Source organism: Algorimicrobium echini, from assembly GCF_900115185.1.
Taxonomy (GTDB): domain Bacteria; phylum Bacteroidota; class Bacteroidia; order Flavobacteriales; family Flavobacteriaceae; genus Algorimicrobium; species Algorimicrobium echini.
The window spans coordinates 915,335-934,007 of the sequence record NZ_FOVN01000001.1 but is presented as its reverse complement, the minus strand read 5'-3'; the positions used below and the strand labels follow the sequence as shown (position 1 = coordinate 934,007).

19 protein-coding genes are annotated in these 18,673 nt (G+C 32.7%); all 19 read left to right on the top strand.

Going from position 1 to position 18,673, the window contains the following annotated elements; genetic code table 11:
* Positions 1 to 3 precede the first annotated feature (3 nt).
* The 19 genes from BM239_RS04205 (at position 4) to BM239_RS04115 (ending at position 18,653) form a co-directional block, all read left to right on the top strand.
* Positions 4 to 621, top strand: coding sequence for a 3-oxoacyl-ACP synthase (locus BM239_RS04205; RefSeq protein ID WP_092206370.1), 618 nt, complete (start codon positions 4 to 6; stop codon positions 619 to 621).
* Position 622: 1 nt separating this feature from the next.
* Positions 623 to 880 carry a phosphopantetheine-binding protein gene (locus BM239_RS04200; RefSeq protein WP_092206369.1) on the top strand — a complete coding sequence of 86 codons (258 nt, stop codon included), beginning with the start codon at positions 623 to 625 and terminating at the stop codon, positions 878 to 880.
* 27 nt (positions 881 to 907) lie between these two features.
* Positions 908 to 2,113 carry a beta-ketoacyl-[acyl-carrier-protein] synthase family protein gene (locus BM239_RS04195; protein ID WP_092206368.1) on the top strand — a complete coding sequence of 402 codons (1,206 nt, stop codon included), beginning with the start codon at positions 908 to 910 and terminating at the stop codon, positions 2,111 to 2,113.
* On the top strand, positions 2,110 to 3,174 hold the full coding sequence (locus BM239_RS04190) for a beta-ketoacyl synthase chain length factor (RefSeq protein ID WP_092206367.1): 1,065 nt from the start codon (positions 2,110 to 2,112) through the stop codon (positions 3,172 to 3,174). Before BM239_RS04195 ends, BM239_RS04190 begins: the two co-directional genes overlap by 4 nt.
* A gap of 113 nt (positions 3,175 to 3,287) precedes the next feature.
* Positions 3,288 to 3,944: a polysaccharide deacetylase family protein gene (locus BM239_RS04185; protein ID WP_245758188.1), complete on the top strand. Its 657-nt coding sequence runs from the start codon at positions 3,288 to 3,290 to the stop codon at positions 3,942 to 3,944.
* A 52-nt stretch (positions 3,945 to 3,996) separates the two neighbouring features.
* Complete coding sequence (locus tag BM239_RS04180; protein ID WP_092206365.1) at positions 3,997 to 4,554, top strand: flexirubin biosynthesis/transport protein LolA2; 558 nt, start codon at positions 3,997 to 3,999, stop codon at positions 4,552 to 4,554.
* A complete protein-coding gene (locus BM239_RS04175) occupies positions 4,535 to 5,140 on the top strand; it encodes a flexirubin biosynthesis protein LolB2 (protein ID WP_092206364.1) in 606 nt (201 codons plus the stop codon). Before BM239_RS04180 ends, BM239_RS04175 begins: the two co-directional genes overlap by 20 nt.
* Before the next feature lie 4 nt (positions 5,141 to 5,144).
* Positions 5,145 to 5,789, top strand: coding sequence for an outer membrane beta-barrel protein (locus tag BM239_RS04170; RefSeq protein ID WP_092206363.1), 645 nt, complete (start codon positions 5,145 to 5,147; stop codon positions 5,787 to 5,789).
* An 8-nt stretch (positions 5,790 to 5,797) separates the two neighbouring features.
* Positions 5,798 to 6,412, top strand: a complete 615-nt coding sequence (locus BM239_RS04165; protein WP_092206362.1) for a porin family protein — start codon at positions 5,798 to 5,800, stop codon at positions 6,410 to 6,412.
* A 2-nt stretch (positions 6,413 to 6,414) separates the two neighbouring features.
* Positions 6,415 to 6,780: an ApeI family dehydratase gene (locus tag BM239_RS04160; protein WP_092206361.1), complete on the top strand. Its 366-nt coding sequence runs from the start codon at positions 6,415 to 6,417 to the stop codon at positions 6,778 to 6,780.
* Between the two features lie 9 nt (positions 6,781 to 6,789).
* Positions 6,790 to 7,287, top strand: a complete 498-nt coding sequence (locus tag BM239_RS04155) for a hypothetical protein (protein WP_245758187.1) — start codon at positions 6,790 to 6,792, stop codon at positions 7,285 to 7,287.
* 11 nt (positions 7,288 to 7,298) lie between these two features.
* On the top strand, positions 7,299 to 7,952 hold the full coding sequence (locus BM239_RS04150; protein ID WP_143094888.1) for a hypothetical protein: 654 nt from the start codon (positions 7,299 to 7,301) through the stop codon (positions 7,950 to 7,952).
* A gap of 76 nt (positions 7,953 to 8,028) precedes the next feature.
* Positions 8,029 to 9,225 carry a DUF2062 domain-containing protein gene (locus BM239_RS04145; protein ID WP_092206359.1) on the top strand — a complete coding sequence of 399 codons (1,197 nt, stop codon included), beginning with the start codon at positions 8,029 to 8,031 and terminating at the stop codon, positions 9,223 to 9,225.
* The gene (locus BM239_RS04140) at positions 9,218 to 12,901 is read left to right on the top strand and encodes a 1-acyl-sn-glycerol-3-phosphate acyltransferase (RefSeq protein ID WP_092206358.1); all 3,684 of its coding nucleotides are present in this window, start codon (positions 9,218 to 9,220) and stop codon (positions 12,899 to 12,901) included. The genes BM239_RS04145 and BM239_RS04140 overlap by 8 nt, the downstream gene beginning before the upstream one ends.
* 1 nt (position 12,902) lies before the next feature.
* Positions 12,903 to 14,435, top strand: a complete 1,533-nt coding sequence (locus tag BM239_RS04135; RefSeq protein ID WP_092206357.1) for a phytoene desaturase family protein — start codon at positions 12,903 to 12,905, stop codon at positions 14,433 to 14,435.
* Positions 14,435 to 16,099, top strand: coding sequence for a C45 family autoproteolytic acyltransferase/hydrolase (locus tag BM239_RS04130; RefSeq protein ID WP_092206356.1), 1,665 nt, complete (start codon positions 14,435 to 14,437; stop codon positions 16,097 to 16,099). The genes BM239_RS04135 and BM239_RS04130 overlap by 1 nt, the downstream gene beginning before the upstream one ends.
* Before the next feature lie 232 nt (positions 16,100 to 16,331).
* Positions 16,332 to 17,627 carry a flexirubin biosynthesis putative acyl-CoA ligase FlxY gene (locus BM239_RS04125; RefSeq protein WP_092206355.1) on the top strand — a complete coding sequence of 432 codons (1,296 nt, stop codon included), beginning with the start codon at positions 16,332 to 16,334 and terminating at the stop codon, positions 17,625 to 17,627.
* A gap of 15 nt (positions 17,628 to 17,642) precedes the next feature.
* Positions 17,643 to 18,062: a hypothetical protein gene (locus BM239_RS04120; RefSeq protein WP_245758186.1), complete on the top strand. Its 420-nt coding sequence runs from the start codon at positions 17,643 to 17,645 to the stop codon at positions 18,060 to 18,062.
* A 27-nt stretch (positions 18,063 to 18,089) separates the two neighbouring features.
* The gene (locus BM239_RS04115) at positions 18,090 to 18,653 is read left to right on the top strand and encodes a hypothetical protein (RefSeq protein ID WP_143094887.1); all 564 of its coding nucleotides are present in this window, start codon (positions 18,090 to 18,092) and stop codon (positions 18,651 to 18,653) included.
* Positions 18,654 to 18,673: the final 20 nt, after the last annotated feature.

The following is an 18,673-nucleotide window of genomic DNA, read 5'->3' as shown; positions in this document are numbered from 1 at the left end:
ATTATGGCCTCTAATTATCACATAAAATCCTATTGCCATATTAAAAACCAAACGGTTTCATTAAATGGACAAATAGTGTTTGAAGATGATTCTAAATTATTTCCAGATTTTATAAAAAACGCATACCGAGCTTTAGATACCAAATATGCCAAGTTTTTTAAAATGGATAATTTAAGTAAATTAGCTTTTATTGCTGCAGATGTCCTTTTGAAAAATGAAAATCTAAACCCAGAAAAAGAAGAAAATATAGCCATTGTATTTTCTAATAAAGCAGCCAGTTTAGATACCGATCGTTTGCATCAAGAAGCCATACAAAACAAGAACAACTATTTTCCAAGTCCAGCAGTATTTGTTTATACATTACCTAACATTTGTATTGGCGAGATAAGTATTAAATATAAGCTGTTTTCTGAAAATAGTTTTTTTATCTTTGACAGCTTAAATGCAGAACATTTAGCGAGTTACTCCAATAGTTTATTGGATATGAAAAAAGCAGACCAAGTGCTATGTGGTTGGATAGATTTGGATGAAAATCAGTATGAGGCTTTTTTATATTTAGTTTCAAAGAATGGGAAAATAGCACATAGTAAAGAACAGATAATAACGTTATATAATACATAATATGGACGCACTAAAACAAGAATTAAAAGAAAACATAATTGAGCAGTTAAATCTGGAAGATATGACCACTGCTGACATTGGTGATGATGATATGCTTTTTGGAGATGGACTCGGTCTAGATTCTATTGATGCATTAGAATTGATAGTCATGTTAGATAAAAACTATGGCATTAAATTAACAGACCCAAAGGAAGGCCGTCATATTTTTGAATCTGTTAATACCATGGCTGCTTACATAACTGAACATCGTTCTAAATAAGGTTTCAGCATTCTGCAAACAAATAATATGAGTCAAGGTATTGCAATAACAGGAATGGGAATAATTTCTGCCATTGGAAACAATGTAGCTGAAAATTATAACGCGCTTGTTACTGAAAATATAGGAATCACGCGAGTTTCAAAAATTGATACCATACATAAAAATGATATTATGGTTGGTGAAATTGCATATACCAATCAAGAACTTGAAACACTTTTAAAATTACCTCCTGAAAATAATTATTCCAGAACAGCCTTTTTAGGAGCTATTGCTGCCAAAGAAGCTATAAAACACGCTGGAATTACAGATATTTCCGCTTATAAAACAGGTTTAATATCTGCCACAAGTGTTGGTGGAATGGATATGACTGAAAAATATTATTATCAGTACTTGGAGGATACAAGCACACAAAAATATATTGCTGGTCATCATGCTGGCGACTCGACTCAAAAAATAGCGGAACAATTAGGTATCCAGGAAAGCTTGGTAACTACCATCAGTACAGCTTGCTCATCAGCAGCCAATGCTATTATGCTTGGCGCTCGATTAATAAAAGCTGGAAAGTTGGATCGAGTGGTTGTTGGCGGTTCGGACTGTATGTCTAAATTTACCATCAACGGATTTAAAACTCTCATGATTTTATCAGATACCTATAACACGCCATTTGATGATAACCGTAAAGGATTAAATTTAGGTGAAGCTGCAGCATATTTGGTATTAGAATCGGATGCTGTTGTAAAAGCAGAAAACAAACCAGTTTTGGCTTATGTAAAAGGTTATGGAAATGCAAATGATGCCTTTCATCAAACGGCATCTTCTGAAAACGGTGATGGTGCAACGTTAGCCATGGAAAAAGCCTTAGAAGTTGCTAATTATAAACCAAAGGATATTGATTATATCAATGCGCATGGAACAGCAACAGGTAATAATGATTTGTCTGAAGGTCGCGCTATTATTCGTGTTTTTGGTGATAATATACCAGAATTCAGTTCTACAAAAGCCTATACAGGACACACATTAGCGGCTGCTGGTGCTATTGAAGCGGTTTACGCTGTTTTGGCCCTACAGAATAATGTTATTTTTCCCAATTTGAACTTTCATACCCAAATGCAGGAGTTTTCAATAACACCTGAAATATCTCTTAAAGAAAAACCTTTAAAAACAGTTATGTCTAATTCTTTTGGTTTTGGAGGAAATTGTTCAACCATTATATTTTCTAAAGAAGCCAAATGAAAAACGTCTATATAAATAGTGTTGGTTCTGTTTCTTCCCAAAATACGACGGATGATGCGGATTTTCTAAAAGAAATCATTTCTTATAATGACACGACTATTCCTGCCTTAAATCCTAACTATAAAGATTTTATTCCTCCAGCTGCCGCAAGACGTATGGCAAAAGGTATTAAAATGAGTATCGTAGCTTCCAAAATAGCGCTACAAAAAGCAAATTTGGAAACCGTGGATGCCATTATAACAGGAACTGGAATGGGTTGTTTACACGACTCTGAAAAATTTTTAAGTGCTATAATTGATAATAATGAAGAATACTTAACACCAACGCCATTTATTCAATCGACACATAATACAGTTGGCGGACAAATTGCACTGGAAATTCAGTGTAAAGGCTATAATTTTACTTACGTTCATGGGAGTAATTCGTTTGAGTCTGCTCTGTTAGATGCCAAAATGCAATTAGAATTAGATGAAGCTACAAACATTTTAATTGGTGGTGTTGATGAATTGGCTGCTCATACTATTTTACTCAATAAAGCAATCCATCACATTAAAGAAACACCCGTAGAAAGTTCAAAGGTGTTAAACTCTAATACTAAAGGCGCCATTTATGGTGAAGGTGCTAACTTTTTTGTCCTTTCAAATAAAAAGCAAGATTCCTCTTTAGCCATTGTTGCAGATTTACAAACGTTTAATACGTTACCGATACAGTCAGTAGCCGAAAAAGCGCGCGAATTTTTACTAGCAAACAACTTACACCCTTCCGAAATTGACGCCCTTATATTAGGCAATAATGGTGATGTTGAATTTGATACTTTTTATAATCATTTAGCAACAACCGACTTTCAAAACGTCCAACAATTTGTTTACAAACCTTGGATAGGCGAATTTAATACGGCTTCTTCTTTTGGCGTACTTTTGGCCACAAATATTCTAAAAACGCAATCTGCTCCAAAAGCATTTCAAATGAATAATATTGTATCTTCTCAATATAAAACCATACTTTTATACAACCAGTACCGAGGAGAAAATCATAGTTTCACGTTACTACGTCAATGCTAAATTTTAAATCGATAAATGTAGCAACTCTTGTTATTTTTATAAGTTTATTAGTTGTATTCCTTGTAAACCCCATAAGTATTTGGTGGTTTGTATGCTTGCTTTTTATTTGGCTTATGGTAACAGCTTTAGGGTCTGGATTAGTTGGTTGGAATTATCATTTAAAAATTCTGAATAGTAATAAAAACGCAACAAAAAACCATATATCCATTACCTTTGATGATGGTCCAAATTCAGAATTTACACCTCAAGTTCTAGCATTATTAAATAAATTTCAGGCTAAAGCCACGTTCTTCTGCATCGGAAAGCACATAGAAATTCATCCTGAAATATCTCAACAAATTATAACAGCTGGTCATACCATAGGGAATCATACGTATTCACATGCTAATAATTTCGGTTTTTATAATACAGAAAGAGTACAATCAGAATTAGAAAAAACAAATAGCGTTATAAAAGAACTCAGCGGTTTAAACCCTCAATTATATCGTCCTGCTTTTGGTGTTACCAACCCTCATATTAGGCGAGCAGTTCAAAATTTAAATTTAATAACCATAGGTTGGAATAAACGCTCGCTAGATACTACAAATCTATCTGAAAAACAGATTTTAAATCGAATAACTAAAAATCTCAAATCGGGAGATGTTATTTTATTACATGACACGAGTGACAAATCGGTTAGGGTTTTGGAACAGTTATTGTTATTTTTACGTGAAAATAATTTTCAATCTGTAACGATTGACACCTTATTTAATATTAAAGCATATGCGTAACATCCTGATAATTTGCCTTTTATTTGTTATTAATTTACAGGCGCAAAAACCCATGAATTCAGCAGAAGCAGACGCTTTAAAAAGCTTAGTGAAACAACAGGCGAAAACAACCAAGACTATAACCAGTGCTTTTACACAGTATAAACACATGGATTTTTTATCTAATGATATAGTTACAAAAGGCACCTTGCATTTTAAAGCTCCAAACCTTGTAAAATGGTCCTATGTTGAGCCTTTTGCATATTCGGTTGTTTTTAAAAACGAAACACTTTTTATTAATGATGAAGGCAAAAAAAGCCATATTGATATGCGTTCTAGTAAGCTGTTTAAACAACTAAACAGTCTCATTATAAAAAGTATTAAAGGCGATATGTTTAACGCTGAAGAATTCATTATAGAATACTACAAATCTGGTGAGAATGGCTTGGTTTACTTTAAACCGAAAGACAAAAAATCGGCATCCTTTATTGCTTCTTTCCAATTAACTTTTAATAAACAAGGGGATGTTGAAATTGTAAAAATGATAGAACCATCTGGCGATTACACCAAAATTGTTTTTAGTAATAAAGAATTAAACAATCCGGTTTCTGATGCGCTATTTACTAATTAGTTGTTGTTTTTTAATGGTTAGTTGTGGGTCGTATTCTAAAAAGCACCAATTAACTGAACGTGAAATAAGCAACAAATTTATTACAAATCCCTATTTCTCGGACACCAGTCAAGATTTTGTATACAAAGCCAACATTCAGGTTTACGACAATAATTTTGGTGGTTTATTGATTATTAAAAAAATTGAAGACGGTAATCATCGCGTGGTTTTTACAACAGAGATGGGAGCAAAACTGTTCGATTTTTCTATTACCGAAACCAATTTTAAGGTCAATTATATTCTAGATGACCTCAATAAAAAACTTCTAATAAATCTTTTAAAAACGGACTTTAAGGCTTTAGTCCAAGAGCGTAATTTGGTTTCTCGGCGTTATATAAAAGACTCTTTTGATATATACAAAACAACTATTTTAGGTAAAAGCCACTTTTATTACGTTTCAGACCAGTTGGATCAAATAATACGCACGGGACACCGAAAAGAGAAAGTTCACTTTTTGTTTACAGATATAAATAATAATATTGCAAACCATATCATCATTAAACACCATAATATTAATCTTCAAATTGCCCTAAAATCAATTCAATAACAATATGAAAAATCAATTATTATTTTTAGTTTGCCTTGTTTTTACTTTAGTGAGCTTTGCTCAAGTAAAAGTCCGCCCTGGCTTTAAAGCTGGTATCAACTCTGCAACGGTAACGGATATTAACCATAGCAGCCGAAGAATTGGTTTTCAAGGTGCCATGTTTGTCAATATTCATTTTCCAAAAGTGTATGAGTTACAAATAGAAGCATCATATTCTAATCAAGGGTTTAATCAAAATAATTTTACAACAATTAACCCATATGATGGTGAAGTTTACAGAAATTCTAATAACGAGGTCAGCATCCATTATATAGGTGCTGCAGTTTCAAATAAATTCTTTTTTATTCCGGATGTTGGTTTACACTTTTTAGTGGGACCTAGTTTAGAAATTAATGTATCTGATAACACCAATGGCGATATCATTCCTATAGACATTGCTTTTTTTGGCGGTATTGGTTATGAATTCCCAATGGGATTAGGTTTAGAAGCACGCTATAAGCAAGGTTTTATAGATGTTAGAGATGATTTTTATAACAATAATTATTACGATGATGATTTCACCTACGGAAATGATAATAACTATTACAACGGAAACAACAAATTGAATTCAGTCATTCAATTAAGCGTTTATTATAAATTTGGATTTTAGAGGAACCCATGAAAAACCTAATCCTATTTTTTGCATTAGTTTGCGTTGTAAATCTATCGTTTTCACAATCTGAAAAGGGAATAGGGTTTCGTGGAGGTGCTAATATTTCCACCTTAACTAATTCAGAATTAGAGGCTAAAACCAACCTTTATTTGGGTCTGTTTTATCAAGTGCGGTTTTCTGAATTATATGCTTTACAACCCGAATTAGGTTATTCCAATCAAGGTGGTAAAACTAATGATAACCATACCGTTTATATAGAATATATAACACTTGGAGCAACTAATAAATTTTTTCTTGCTCCAGCTCAAGGCCTATATCTATCCATCACACCTGGTTTTGATATTGATATAGATGATACGTTTTTCAATATATCAAACAGTGATGATGACCTTTTTGATGGAAACGATGCGACCTTTATTGATTTTAGCCTGTCTTTTGGTTTGGGATTCGAATTAAAAAATGGCTTATCCTTTGACGCTCGTTATAAACAAGGATTTATTGATGTTTATTCTGAAGCATTTCATAATTTTGATTCAGAATTATATGAAACTAAAAACCAATTTAATGCCGTTTTTCAAATTGGTATTGCTTATAAATTTAATCTAACTAAAAATAAATAGTCATGTTATTAAAGGACTTTTACACCATAAATAAATTAGAATCCGATAATGGTAAGGCTTTTGCCCAAATTACCATTAATAAAAACCATGATGTTTTTAAAGGACATTTTCCTGGAAATCCAGTAACACCTGGTGTTTGTATGATGCAAATTATCAAAGAGCTTACAGAAGAAATCCTTTCCAAAAAACTCTTTATGGAAGCAGCAAGCAACGTGAAATTTATGGCGATTATTAATCCAGAAAAAACACCAGATTTGGAATTAACATTGGATATTGATGAAACAGAAACAGGCTTTCGTGTTAAAAATACAACCAAATTCAATGATACTGTGGCATTAAAATTGACTACTGCATACAAAGTAATTTAAACATCAATTATGAAATATTTACTTATAGGCTGTCTGCTACTGGTTACTAACGTACAAACGTTAGAGCTGAAAACGGTGCGTGAAGCGTATAAAAAAGCCGCTCAAAACCAAGAACTCGTGGATGCATTTTTTAAAACCATGCAAAGCGTTTCTAAAACAGATTCAGCAGCTTTAATAGCCTATAAAGGTGCTGCTATTGCCTTAAAAGCTAGAAACGCTAAAACACTCAAAGATAAAAAAGATGGTTTTATTGAAGGTGTGAGCTTAATTGAATATGCTATTGAAACCGAACCCAATACAATAGAACCTCGTTTTATAAGATTAGGCATTCAAGAAAATACACCCAAAATTTTAAAGTATAAAGATGCCATTGAAGTGGACAAGCAGTTTATTTTAAAACAATACCAATATATAACCTCTAGTAACTTAAAGAACCATATTAAAGATTTTATTTTACAATCTACTGTGTTTACAGATGAGGAAAAACAAACCATAACAGCCAAATAACTAAACTAAATATGAGGAAAATTACTTATTTATTACTTTTCTTTTTTACCTTTTCAATGTCTGCACAAGACATTATTTTAACAACAAATAACGAAGAGATTTCTTCTAAAGTAGAGGAAATTCATATTGAGACAATTTCTTATAAAAAATCTGATAACCTCACAGGACCATCCTATCATATAAAAAAATCTGATGTTTTAAAAATCACCTTCCAAAATGGTCATGTAGAAACCTTTCATTCCGTTGCACCAAGCAATTCTAGCGGTATTTCATTGACAGAAACAAAAGCTTTTTTAATAGAAAACATTGAAAAATATTGTTACGAACACAACAGTCATTTAAAAAAGGGATACAAAGCTGCTTTTGAAGGAGACTATTTAAGATTATCCGTTATGAATAAAAAGGGTACCAAAGCTATAAATTCCATGCTATATGACTTTGAAAATGTTTATGCTTATAAAAACATTGATAAAAGAAATAAGGATCAAGCATATCTAAATATTTTTGTCCCTTTTTTAAAGTATGAAAAGAAAAATAAGTGGGATAAAATAAAACTGGTATTAAGTGTTGATGGTCACGATCATGCCGAATCTATTTTAAATGCGTTTAAACATTATACGGAACTACTGAAAGAACAAAGCAAAAAACCTGGGCAAAAATTTTAGTTCCTACTGACTAAATTATCATAATCCATTAAAAATCAGTATTTTTCAGTCACTAACACCAAAAGGCTTTTAGTACGTGCAAAACCAGAGTATTACAGAAAAAATTACCGATTTAAACGTTTGTATCTTAATTCCAACGTACAACAATCAGCGGACTTTAAAACGTGTCGTTGATGGTGTTCTAGCATATACACACAATATCATTATTGTTAATGATGGGTCAACTGATTCCACTGCTGACATTCTAAAAGATTATCCTAAAATTCAACAAATCCATTTTCCAAAAAACAAAGGAAAAGGAATTGCATTACGAACGGGATTTAAGGCCGCTATTGCATTAAACTATGAATTTGCTATAACGGTTGATTCAGATGGTCAACATTTCCCGAGTGATATTCCAAATTTCATTTCAGAACTTGAAAAACACGATACCAAGAACGTGTTAATTATTGGTTCTAGAAACATGAAACAGGAAGGTGTACCTGGAAAAAGTAGTTTTGGGAATACATTTTCTAACTTTTGGTTCTGGTTTGAAACTGGCATTAAATTAAAGGATACCCAATCTGGTTTCAGGCTGTACCCTTTAAACATTATCAAAAATCTGAAGTTTTTTACCTCTAAATTTGAATTTGAAATTGAAGTCATTGTCAAATCTGCTTGGAAAGATACAGAGGTTAAAAACATACCCATACAAGTACTTTATGATGAAACGGAACGTGTATCACACTTTCGTCCCTTTCAAGATTTTACACGTATTAGTATCCTAAATACTTGGTTGGTTTTTCTAACACTTATTTATTACAAACCAAGACAGCTATTCCGAAATATTAAAAAAAAAGGGTTAAAACGATTCTTTGTTGAAGATTTTCTAGGTAGTAACGATTCTCCAAAAAAGAAAGCGCTATCTGTTGCTTTAGGAGTTTTTATCGGTTATTCGCCACTGTGGGGATTTCATACACTAATTGTGTTAACACTTGCTGTATTTTTTAGGCTGAATAAAACCATAGCTTTTGCATTTTCCAATGTCAGCCTACCACCTTTTATTCCCTTTATAATTTATGCAAGCCTAGAGTTAGGACAAGTAATTTTACAAGAGTCTATTTCTTATTCTATAACAGATTTGTTAGATAATTTTGAGGTTTTAAAGCATCTTAAAACGTATATTGTAGGAAGTTTTACACTAGCAACGCTTGGTGCTATTGTGTTTGGTTTTGCTGCCTATTTTTTCTTCAGCATCATAAAAAAGAAGAAAACGGTTTTACAACATGATTAACTTTTTTTATTACATATACCTATGGATAGCTTCTAGAAAATTAATCAGTTTTCTGGGCTTATTAATCATGATTACTGGACTTGTTTTTTTAGCAAGTAATATTACGTTTGAAGAAGACATTACCAAACTTATTCCTACAAGTAACGAAAACAAAAATGCCCAAAAGGTTTTAAAAACGGTTAATTTTGCTGATAAAATCATTGTCAATATCACTCGTGAATCTGGCGCTTCCGTTCAAGACTTAACCCAGTATGCCTCACAATTTATTGACAGTTTAGAAAGGCATTCTCATCCCTATTTCACAAAAATTCAAGGTCAAGTTCCAGATGAAACAATTCAAAACACTTTGGATTTTGTTTACCAGAATTTACCACTTTTTCTAGAAGCTAAAGATTACCAAACAATAAAAAGCAAGTTAGATACAGACAGCCTACAAGCTATTACTAATGCGCACTATAAAACATTAATTTCGCCTTCAGGTTTTGTGGCAAAAGAAACCATTCTACGCGATCCTTTAGGTTTGTCCTTTGTAGCTTTAAAAAAATTACAGCAATTAAGTTTTGGTGATGCGTTTATTTTAGAAAACGGTTTTTTGTTAAGCAAAGATAAACAGCATTTATTATTATTTATTACACCAAAACACAAGTCCAGTGAAACATCTGAAAATGCCCTTTTTGCCGAACAGCTCTACAAGCTTCGTGATAATTTAAACAGCGAATTCGAAAACACTGTAAACAGTGAGTATTTTGGCGGTGCTTTAATTGCAGTTGCCAATGCCAAACAAATAAAACGCGATATTCAAATTACAGTGGGTATTGCCATGAGCGTTTTACTAATACTACTAATAGGGTTTTATAGAAAGATTTCAATTCCAATAATTCTATTTATACCTACTGCTTTTGGTGCATTGCTGGCAGTTGCCATGTTGTTTATAATTCGTACGAATATATCAGCTATTTCATTGGGAATTGGATCTGTTTTATTAGGTATTACCCTAGATTACGCCCTTCATATTTTAACCCATATTAGGAATAACAATAACATAAAAGAACTATATCAGGAAATTACTAAACCCATTTTAATGAGTAGTTTAACAACTGCTTTGGCATTTTTATGTCTGCTCTTCTTAAAATCGCAAGCCCTTCAAGATTTAGGAATTTTTGCAGCTATTAGCGTATTAGGAGCTTCTATATTCTCATTAATTTTTATTCCGCAAGTGTATGGAATAGGCAAAAAACCCCTTCAAAAGAAAACAATTTTAGATACAATTGCCCTCTATCCATTCCATAAAAATAAATGGCTTATTGGCGGTTTAGTTGCCCTATTTGTATTAAGCATGTTTACTTATAACAAAGCAGGATTTAATAATGATATTTCGCAACTTAATTATGAACCAAAGGAATTATTACAAGCGCAACAACGCTTGGATGCTTTAACTAATATCCAATCTAAATCTGTTTATTTAGCAGCTTTTGGCTCTAATTATAAAGAAGCTATTACAGCCAATGATGTGGTTTTTTCAAAATTGCAACAGCTTAAAAAAGAGAATCAGATTATCAATTTTAGTTCCATTGGTGCTTTAGTTCAAAGCCAAGAACAACAAAAAAAACATATTGAAGCTTGGCAGAATTTCTGGCAACCGGAAACAGTAGCTTTTACTAAACAAGAATTAATTTCTAATGGTGAAACGCTTGGCTTTAAACCAAGTACTTTCCAGAAATTCTATAGTTTGATGGAGGCTGATTTCAACATCTTAAATCTAGATGATTTTAAAGCGTTAAAAACGGTTTCTATTGATGATTATGTTAGTGAAACTGATGATTTTTATACAGTCACTTCATTAGTCAAATTAGAGGACAAACAAACCGATACTTTTATAAAAACTTTTCAGCGCCAACCACAAACATTGGTTATAGATAGAAAACAAATGAACGAAACCTTTTTAGGTGGTTTAAAAAATGACTTTAATCGTTTGGTTGGTTATTCATTAGTGATTGTTTTACTCTTACTATTACTATTTTATAGAAGTGTATCGCTAACAATAGTAACCGCTTTACCCATTGCATTAACCTGGTTATTAACCATTGGTGTAATGGGTTTAACAGGAATAGAATTTAACATTTTTAATATCATAATATCCACGTTTATATTTGGTTTAGGTATTGATTATAGCATTTTTATAACCAACGGTTTATTACATGAGTTAAAAACAGGTGAGCGGGTTTTACCAACGCATAAAACATCCATAATTTTATCTGTAATAACCACTATTTTAGGGGTTGGTGTTCTCGTATTTGCAAAACATCCTGCTTTGTTTAGTATTTCCTTGGTATCTATTATTGGTATTTTTTCTGCTTTATGTGTATCATTTGTTTTGCAGCCTATATTTTTTAAATTCTTTATTGGCAGTAAAACCAGCAGACCAGCTCCTGTTTTATTGTTTATTTTTTCATCTATATCATTTACTTACTATGGTCTTGGCGGTTTAATTTTATCACTTTTTGGCGTTTTTGTTTCAAAAATAGTCCCAATCAGTATGAAGAAAAAAATGGGTTGGTTTCACCGCGTGATGTCCAAGTTCATGAAATCTGTTTTAGATTCCTATCCGTTTTTTAAAACCCAAGTAATAAATCCAACAAATGAAAGCTTTAAAAAACAAGCTGTTATCATTGCCAATCATACCTCTTTTTTAGACATTTTAGCAATTGGCATGCTAAACCCGAAAATTATATTTTTAGTAAATGATTGGGTTTATAACTCGCCTTTTTTTGGTAAAGCCGTTAAGTTAGCTGGATTTTATCCAGTTTCTAGTGGTATTGAGAATGGTGTATCCCATTTGCAGAAAAAAGTAGATCAAGGTTATTCGCTCATGGCTTTTCCTGAAGGAACACGGTCGTATACACACAAAATGAAACGCTTTCATAAAGGTGCATTTTATTTAGCCCATCAATTTAAATTGGATATTGTTCCAGTTATAATTCATGGGAACTCTGAAATATTACCAAAAGGGAATTTTGTTATTAAACGTGGCCACTTATCCGTTAAAATATTAGAACGCATTCCGTTTAAAAATAAAGCCTTTGGTACTACGGATCGTAATCGTACAAAAAATATCAGTACTCATTTTAAATCCGAATTCAAGAAATTTAGAAACCAAAATGAAAACGCCAGCTATTTCCACAATATGGTGTTAGAAGAATTCAGGTATAAGGGCCACGACAGGTATCAAAGCATTAAAGCAGATTTAAATTCACATCAAGACACCTACAAAGTTATATTAGATACGGTGGATGATAATGAACAGATTACTCACATTTCTAACGCGTATGGGCAATTAGATTTTTTACTTGCTGTTCATGGTCCGAGTAGAACTATTACGAGTTTTATAGAAAATTCAGCTTCCCGACAATTGGTAAAAAATAGTTTTATCGCAAATAATCATTATAAAATTCATGTAGTTGACTCTTTACATCAAGCAATTGAAAATTTAACAACTACAATTATTATTAACGCTGTAACGTTAACACATACAGAATTGGAAACATTAAGCTTAAAAAATGCTTCTCGCATTATATTGCTTCTAGAAAGTACAACATGTGATATAGCACTATTTGAGAAACAAAACTATCTTATAAGTCACCAAACACCGAAATTAATAATTTTAACCAAACACTAATTTGAAACCAAAATCACATTATGATATTGTTATTGTAGGCAGCGGATTAGGCGGTCTGGTTTCAGCTATTATTATGGCAAAAGAAGGTTATAGTGTTTGCGTTTTAGAAAAGAACCAACAATTTGGTGGGAACTTACAAACTTTCGCTAGAAACAAATCTATTTTTGATACTGGTGTCCATTATATTGGTAGTTTAAATAAAGGCGAAAATCTTTACCAGTATTTCAATTATTTGGGTATTATGGATGGTTTGTCACTTAAAAAAATGGATGAAGATGCGTTTGATGTCATTAGTTTTGATGATGATGAAATTACCTATCCATACGCTCAAGGTTTTGATGAATTTAAAGCACAATTAATCACCTATTTCCCAGAAGAAGCAGCAGCTATAAACACCTATTGCAAACAAATTCAAGAAACCTGCAATAAATTTCCACTATACAAATTAGAATCTGGAAAACCTTATGCAGATGGTGTTTTTAAGCTTCAAATTAGGTCGTTTTTAGAATCTATAACGACTAACAAACGCTTACAAGCTGTTCTGGCAGGATCCAATTTTTTATATGCTGGCGATGGTTATAAAACGCCGTTTTATGTACATTCTCTTTCTGTAAATTCTTATATACAAAGCGCCTACAGATGTATAAATGGTGGAAGTCAAATAACCAAATTACTTATAAGACAATTAAAAAAACATGGTGGTGCCATTTACAAACATCATGAGGTTGAAAATTTAATTTGTGAAGATGGTTTAATAAAAGCAGCTGTCTGTACCAATGGAAATCGGATTGATGGCAGCACCTTTATTTCCAATATTGAACCTAAAGTTACCTTAAATCTAGTTGGCAAAGAGCACTTCAGAAAATCCTACTCCAACAGGATTGATGGTATTGAAAGTACCATTGCTGCTTTTAGCCTTTATATTGTTTTAAAACCAAATTGTTTTAAATACATCAATAAAAATTACTACCATTTTAAGACCCAAGATGCTGTTTGGAATGCACAACATTACTCGCAGGAAAGTTGGCCAGAAAGTTATATGATGTCCATGGGAATTAAAAAAGATAACAACATATATGGCGATAATATAACGATTATGACCTATATGCGTTATGAGGAAGTGGAACCTTGGGCTAACACCTTCAATACAGTTGCTCATAAAAATGAACGTGGTCAAACTTACGAAGCTTTCAAAAAAGAAAAAGCAGAAATAATTATTGATGAGTTAGAGAAAAAATTCCCAGATATTCGCGATTGTATTCAGGAGTATTATACCTCATCACCACTTTCTTATCGGGATTATATTGGCACAAATCGTGGTTCCATGTATGGATATACTAAAGATGTTAATAAATCCATGCAATCTTTTATTTCTCCGAAAACAAAAATAGACAATCTGCTATTTACAGGTCAAAGTTTAAATATGCACGGTATTTTAGGCGTTACTATTGGCGCTGTGGTTACCTGTTCCGAATTATTGGGTCAGGACTATTTATTAGAAAAAATTATTGCTGCCAATCAAACTGAAAATTAATGCTGAAAACCTATTGGAACATACTCGTATTTACGCTGCTTATTACATCGTGTGGTGTAAAAAAATCGCTTCATGATATTCCAGATGTATCCAGCTATAACCAAAGTATTCCTGCACGCAACCAGATTTCCGATTCCACATTTACCACTGAGAATGGTCTGCTAACCAAAAATAAATATGCCCAATGGGAATTATATGTTGCTGGCGATCCGTATCAAATTGGTTTGCATACAGGCAGTTTAAGTCAAGAGTTAATGGCAAAACAGGAAACGGCCTTTTTAGGAAAAGTAGAAGAACTCGTTCCATCTAAAACCAAACAATATCTATTACGTAAAGTATTGGCGTGGTACAACCGGAAAATGTACTTGCACGTCCCTGAAGAGTATAAAAGTGAAATATTAGGGGTTTCAAAATATGCAGGAGACACTTATGATTATGTGGCTGATGATTATCTACGATTACTCTATTTTCATAGTGCCCACGATATTGGTCACGCCTTACAGGATTTGGCACTTGTTGGTTGTTCATCTTTTGCCGCTTGGGGAGATAAAACCGAAGATGGCAGCTTGATTATTGGTAGAAATTTCGATTTTTATGCAGGTGACGATTTCGCCAAAAATAAAATCATTGCCTTTATAAAACCTACAAACGGTTATAATTTTATGTCTGTTACTTGGGCTGGCATGATGGGTGTGGTTTCAGGTATGAACGACCAAGGGTTGACCGTAACAATTAATGCTGGAAAATCAGATATTCCGTTAATAGCCAAAACACCAATTTCTATTTTAACTCGTGAAATATTACAATATGCCAGCACAATTGATGAGGCTGTTGCTATTGCTAAAAAACGCCAAGTTTTTGTTTCGGAATCTATATTTATAGGAAGTGCCAAGGATAATCGTGCCGTTACTATTGAAGTCTCGCCAAACAATTTTGGGGTTTATAATGTTGAAAATTCCAATCAATTAATTTGTTCTAATCATTTTCAAAGTGATGCCTACGCTACCGATGAAAATAACTTGAAACAAATTGCCGAAAGTCACTCGCAATATCGTTTTGAACGTATGGAAGAATTACTTTCAGAAACGCCCAAACTAACGGTTGAAAAAGCGGTATCTATTTTAAGAAACACAGAAGGATTAAAAAATAAAGCCATAGGCTATGGAAACGAAAAAGCCTTAAACCAATTATTAGCCCATCATGGTGTGGTTTTTAAACCTGAACAAGGTTTGGTTTGGATATCCGCTAATCCGTACCAACTAGGCGAATTTGTAGCCTATAATTTGAATACGATTTTCAAAAACGAACCATCAGAAACTGCTGCCAAATCATTCCATAATAATGAATTAACAATAGAAGCCGATCCGTTTCAATTCACGCAAGCGTATTTAGATTATGAAACATATCGGGTTTTAAGTCGGGAGATTTCCAAAGCTATTTCAACAGACAATCATGTAGAACCAAACGTTCTAGACGAACTAATTGCCGTAAATCCAAACTTTTGGGAAGCCTATTATTTAGTGGGAACCTATTACTATAAAAAGCACTATTACACAGCAGCTTTACAGGCTTTTCAAAAAGCGCAAACCAAAGAAATTACCACTGTTCCAGACCAACAACATATAGATTGGTACATTAAAAAGATTAAAAACAAATTGAAATAAAATAGAATCCTTATTTTTGAATACACTATAAAGTGTCATGGATATTCAAGCATAAAAAATAGATATTTGGGATGAACTGCCGTTAGAGCAACAGTCTGAAATTAAACTTGGATTGCAACAAATAAAAGAAGGTAGAATAAAAGACTGTGAGACAATTATGAAGAAACATAGATACAATGCTTAGAATTGCTAAATTACCTAGAGTTGCAGACTCAAACCTCCAAAAAACATTATGATTCCTAAAATAGAACAAGCTACTAAAGCAGAAATTAAAATTTTTCAAGAAGAAAAGTTGGCTGAATTATTAGTGTATTTACAAGAAAACTCAAGCTATTATCAGCAGGTTTTTAAAAAGCATAACATTGCTATTTCTTCGATAAAAACCTTGGAAGATTTAACAAAAATACCAACCACATCCAAAGACCAGTTGCAAGCATATAACGATGAATTTTTATGTGTTCCTAAAAATCAAGTTATTGATTATGTTACCACATCTGGAACTTTAGGCGACCCGGTAACCTTTGCCTTAACCGAAAAAGATTTAGAGCGTTTAGCTTATAATGAAGCGTTATCTTTTGCCTGTTCTGGTGTTACTGAAAATGATGTCATGCAACTCATGACCACCATGGACAGACGCTTTATGGCTGGATTGGCCTACTTTTTAGGGTCCAGAAAATTAGGAGCTGGTATGATTCGCGTTGGTGCAGGAATCCCAGAATTACAATGGGATTCGATTTTAAAATTTAATCCAACCTATTTAATTGTCGTACCGTCGTTTTTATTAAAACTGATTGAATATGCCAAGCAGCATGATATTGACATCAATAAATCGGGTGTAAAAGGTGCCATTTGTATTGGAGAACCGCTTCGAAATCAAGATTTCACACCAAATGCACTATCTGAAAAAATAACGGATGAATGGAATATCCAACTCTATTCAACCTATGCTTCAACAGAAATGAATACGGCTTTTAACGAATGTGAAGCACAACAAGGTGGTCATCATCATCCAGAATTAATTATCGCTGAAATATTAGACGATTCTGAAAATCCAGTTATCGCTGGAGAAGTTGGCGAATTAACCATTACCACTCTAGGAATAGAGGGTATGCCACTTTTACGGTTTAAAACAGGCGATATGGTTCAAGCACATCATGATGCCTGTACTTGTGGCAGAACAACCATGCGATTAGGCCCTGTTGTTGGGCGCAAAAAACAAATGATTAAGTATAAAGGCACTACTTTGTATCCGCCAGCTATGGATAATATTTTAAACGATTTTAATGCTGTACATAGTTATGTTATTGAAATTTCAAACAACAGTATTGGTACCGATGAAATTTGTATTAAGATAGCTACAGATACACCTACAGAAAAACTGCTATTAAGTATTAAGGACCACTTTAGAGCCAAGTTACGCGTGGCTCCTAAAATTGAATTTCACGATAGAAAAGTCATTCAAAAATTACAGTTTCCTGCCATGAGCAGGAAACCAATTATGGTTATTGACAACCGAAAGAAAGACTAATTTAATAGTTCCAAAATGGCAGATATCATTATTAAATACACTAAAAAAAGACTGTATATTAACTTGATTTTAGCTCTTTTCTGGACAACATTGGGTGTTTTTGTTTTATGGGAAAGTAATACGATCCGTTGGTATAATTTCGGTTACCTGCTTGCAGGTTTATTATATCTTACCCAATTTTTCTATGATTTGTTTTGGCAATACCTATTTATATCAGATGAATGTATTAAAATAAATGGCTTTTTTGGAAAAAAAATCAGACTCAAAGATATTACGGCTATCGAAAAATTTGCTGGTGGTTATACTGTCAAAACCGAAAACCGAAAATTCAATATTCATACAAATTTGATTGATGAAAATTCCTTGATTGAATTTGACACATTTTTAAACACCATTGAAATTTCTGAAAAAGAGTACTACGAATTAAAAATATAACATGCTATAAGGATGTTAAAGAAACCTATGAAGAACACATCAAAATTCATCTTATTAATTTTAGCAATTGCACTGACAAGCTGTGGTGCAATGGGAACGAAAACACTTTACAAAGCGGAAATTAATTTGAATAAACCAACCAAAATTGGATTTAGTCAAGTTGCGAACGAAGATATAATGGAAAAAATAGTCAAAGGAAGCACAAAAATTTACGACAGTACTATGACAAACCAACTTGCAACGCAAAACATAAAATCTAACAAAATAATTATCGAAAACTATGATGGGTTTGAAAGTATAAATGAGACTAAAATTAAGAGTATTTGTACTGATAATCAGTTAGACGGAATGATACTGACACAACTCAAATTTTTGAATGTCAAATATAGTAGTATGTTTATTCCAATAGGCGTAAGTGAAGATACAGAGGTAGAAATGCAATATTATGATGCAAATGGACATCTATTATTGCATACAAAACACAATACTCATATGGGAAATTCATATTGGGACTTTCCTTCTGCTGACAAAACTGTAACGGACGGAACAAAAGGAGCTTTAGGCAGAATTATAAAGGAGATTGTGAAATAATTGATTAATTTAGAGTTAAG

What these genes read in the sequence shown, in the direction of transcription:
- BM239_RS04125 (WP_092206355.1), top strand. Translation starts at nt 16,332, where the DNA reads ATGATTCCTAAAATAGAACAAGCTACTAAAGCAGAAATTAAAATTTTT.
- BM239_RS04185 (WP_245758188.1), top strand. Translation starts at nt 3,288, where the DNA reads ATGGTAACAGCTTTAGGGTCTGGATTAGTTGGTTGGAATTATCATTTA.
- BM239_RS04115 (WP_143094887.1), top strand. Translation starts at nt 18,090, where the DNA reads ATGAAGAACACATCAAAATTCATCTTATTAATTTTAGCAATTGCACTG.
- BM239_RS04130 (WP_092206356.1), top strand. Translation starts at nt 14,435, where the DNA reads ATGCTGAAAACCTATTGGAACATACTCGTATTTACGCTGCTTATTACA.
- BM239_RS04120 (WP_245758186.1), top strand. Translation starts at nt 17,643, where the DNA reads ATGGCAGATATCATTATTAAATACACTAAAAAAAGACTGTATATTAAC.
- BM239_RS04190 (WP_092206367.1), top strand. Translation starts at nt 2,110, where the DNA reads ATGAAAAACGTCTATATAAATAGTGTTGGTTCTGTTTCTTCCCAAAAT.
- BM239_RS04155 (WP_245758187.1), top strand. Translation starts at nt 6,790, where the DNA reads ATGAAATATTTACTTATAGGCTGTCTGCTACTGGTTACTAACGTACAA.
- BM239_RS04200 (WP_092206369.1), top strand. Translation starts at nt 623, where the DNA reads ATGGACGCACTAAAACAAGAATTAAAAGAAAACATAATTGAGCAGTTA.
- BM239_RS04170 (WP_092206363.1), top strand. Translation starts at nt 5,145, where the DNA reads ATGAAAAATCAATTATTATTTTTAGTTTGCCTTGTTTTTACTTTAGTG.
- BM239_RS04175 (WP_092206364.1), top strand. Translation starts at nt 4,535, where the DNA reads ATGCGCTATTTACTAATTAGTTGTTGTTTTTTAATGGTTAGTTGTGGG.
- BM239_RS04180 (WP_092206365.1), top strand. Translation starts at nt 3,997, where the DNA reads ATGAATTCAGCAGAAGCAGACGCTTTAAAAAGCTTAGTGAAACAACAG.
- BM239_RS04165 (WP_092206362.1), top strand. Translation starts at nt 5,798, where the DNA reads ATGAAAAACCTAATCCTATTTTTTGCATTAGTTTGCGTTGTAAATCTA.
- BM239_RS04160 (WP_092206361.1), top strand. Translation starts at nt 6,415, where the DNA reads ATGTTATTAAAGGACTTTTACACCATAAATAAATTAGAATCCGATAAT.
- BM239_RS04150 (WP_143094888.1), top strand. Translation starts at nt 7,299, where the DNA reads ATGAGGAAAATTACTTATTTATTACTTTTCTTTTTTACCTTTTCAATG.
- BM239_RS04140 (WP_092206358.1), top strand. Translation starts at nt 9,218, where the DNA reads ATGATTAACTTTTTTTATTACATATACCTATGGATAGCTTCTAGAAAA.
- BM239_RS04195 (WP_092206368.1), top strand. Translation starts at nt 908, where the DNA reads ATGAGTCAAGGTATTGCAATAACAGGAATGGGAATAATTTCTGCCATT.
- BM239_RS04205 (WP_092206370.1), top strand. Translation starts at nt 4, where the DNA reads ATGGCCTCTAATTATCACATAAAATCCTATTGCCATATTAAAAACCAA.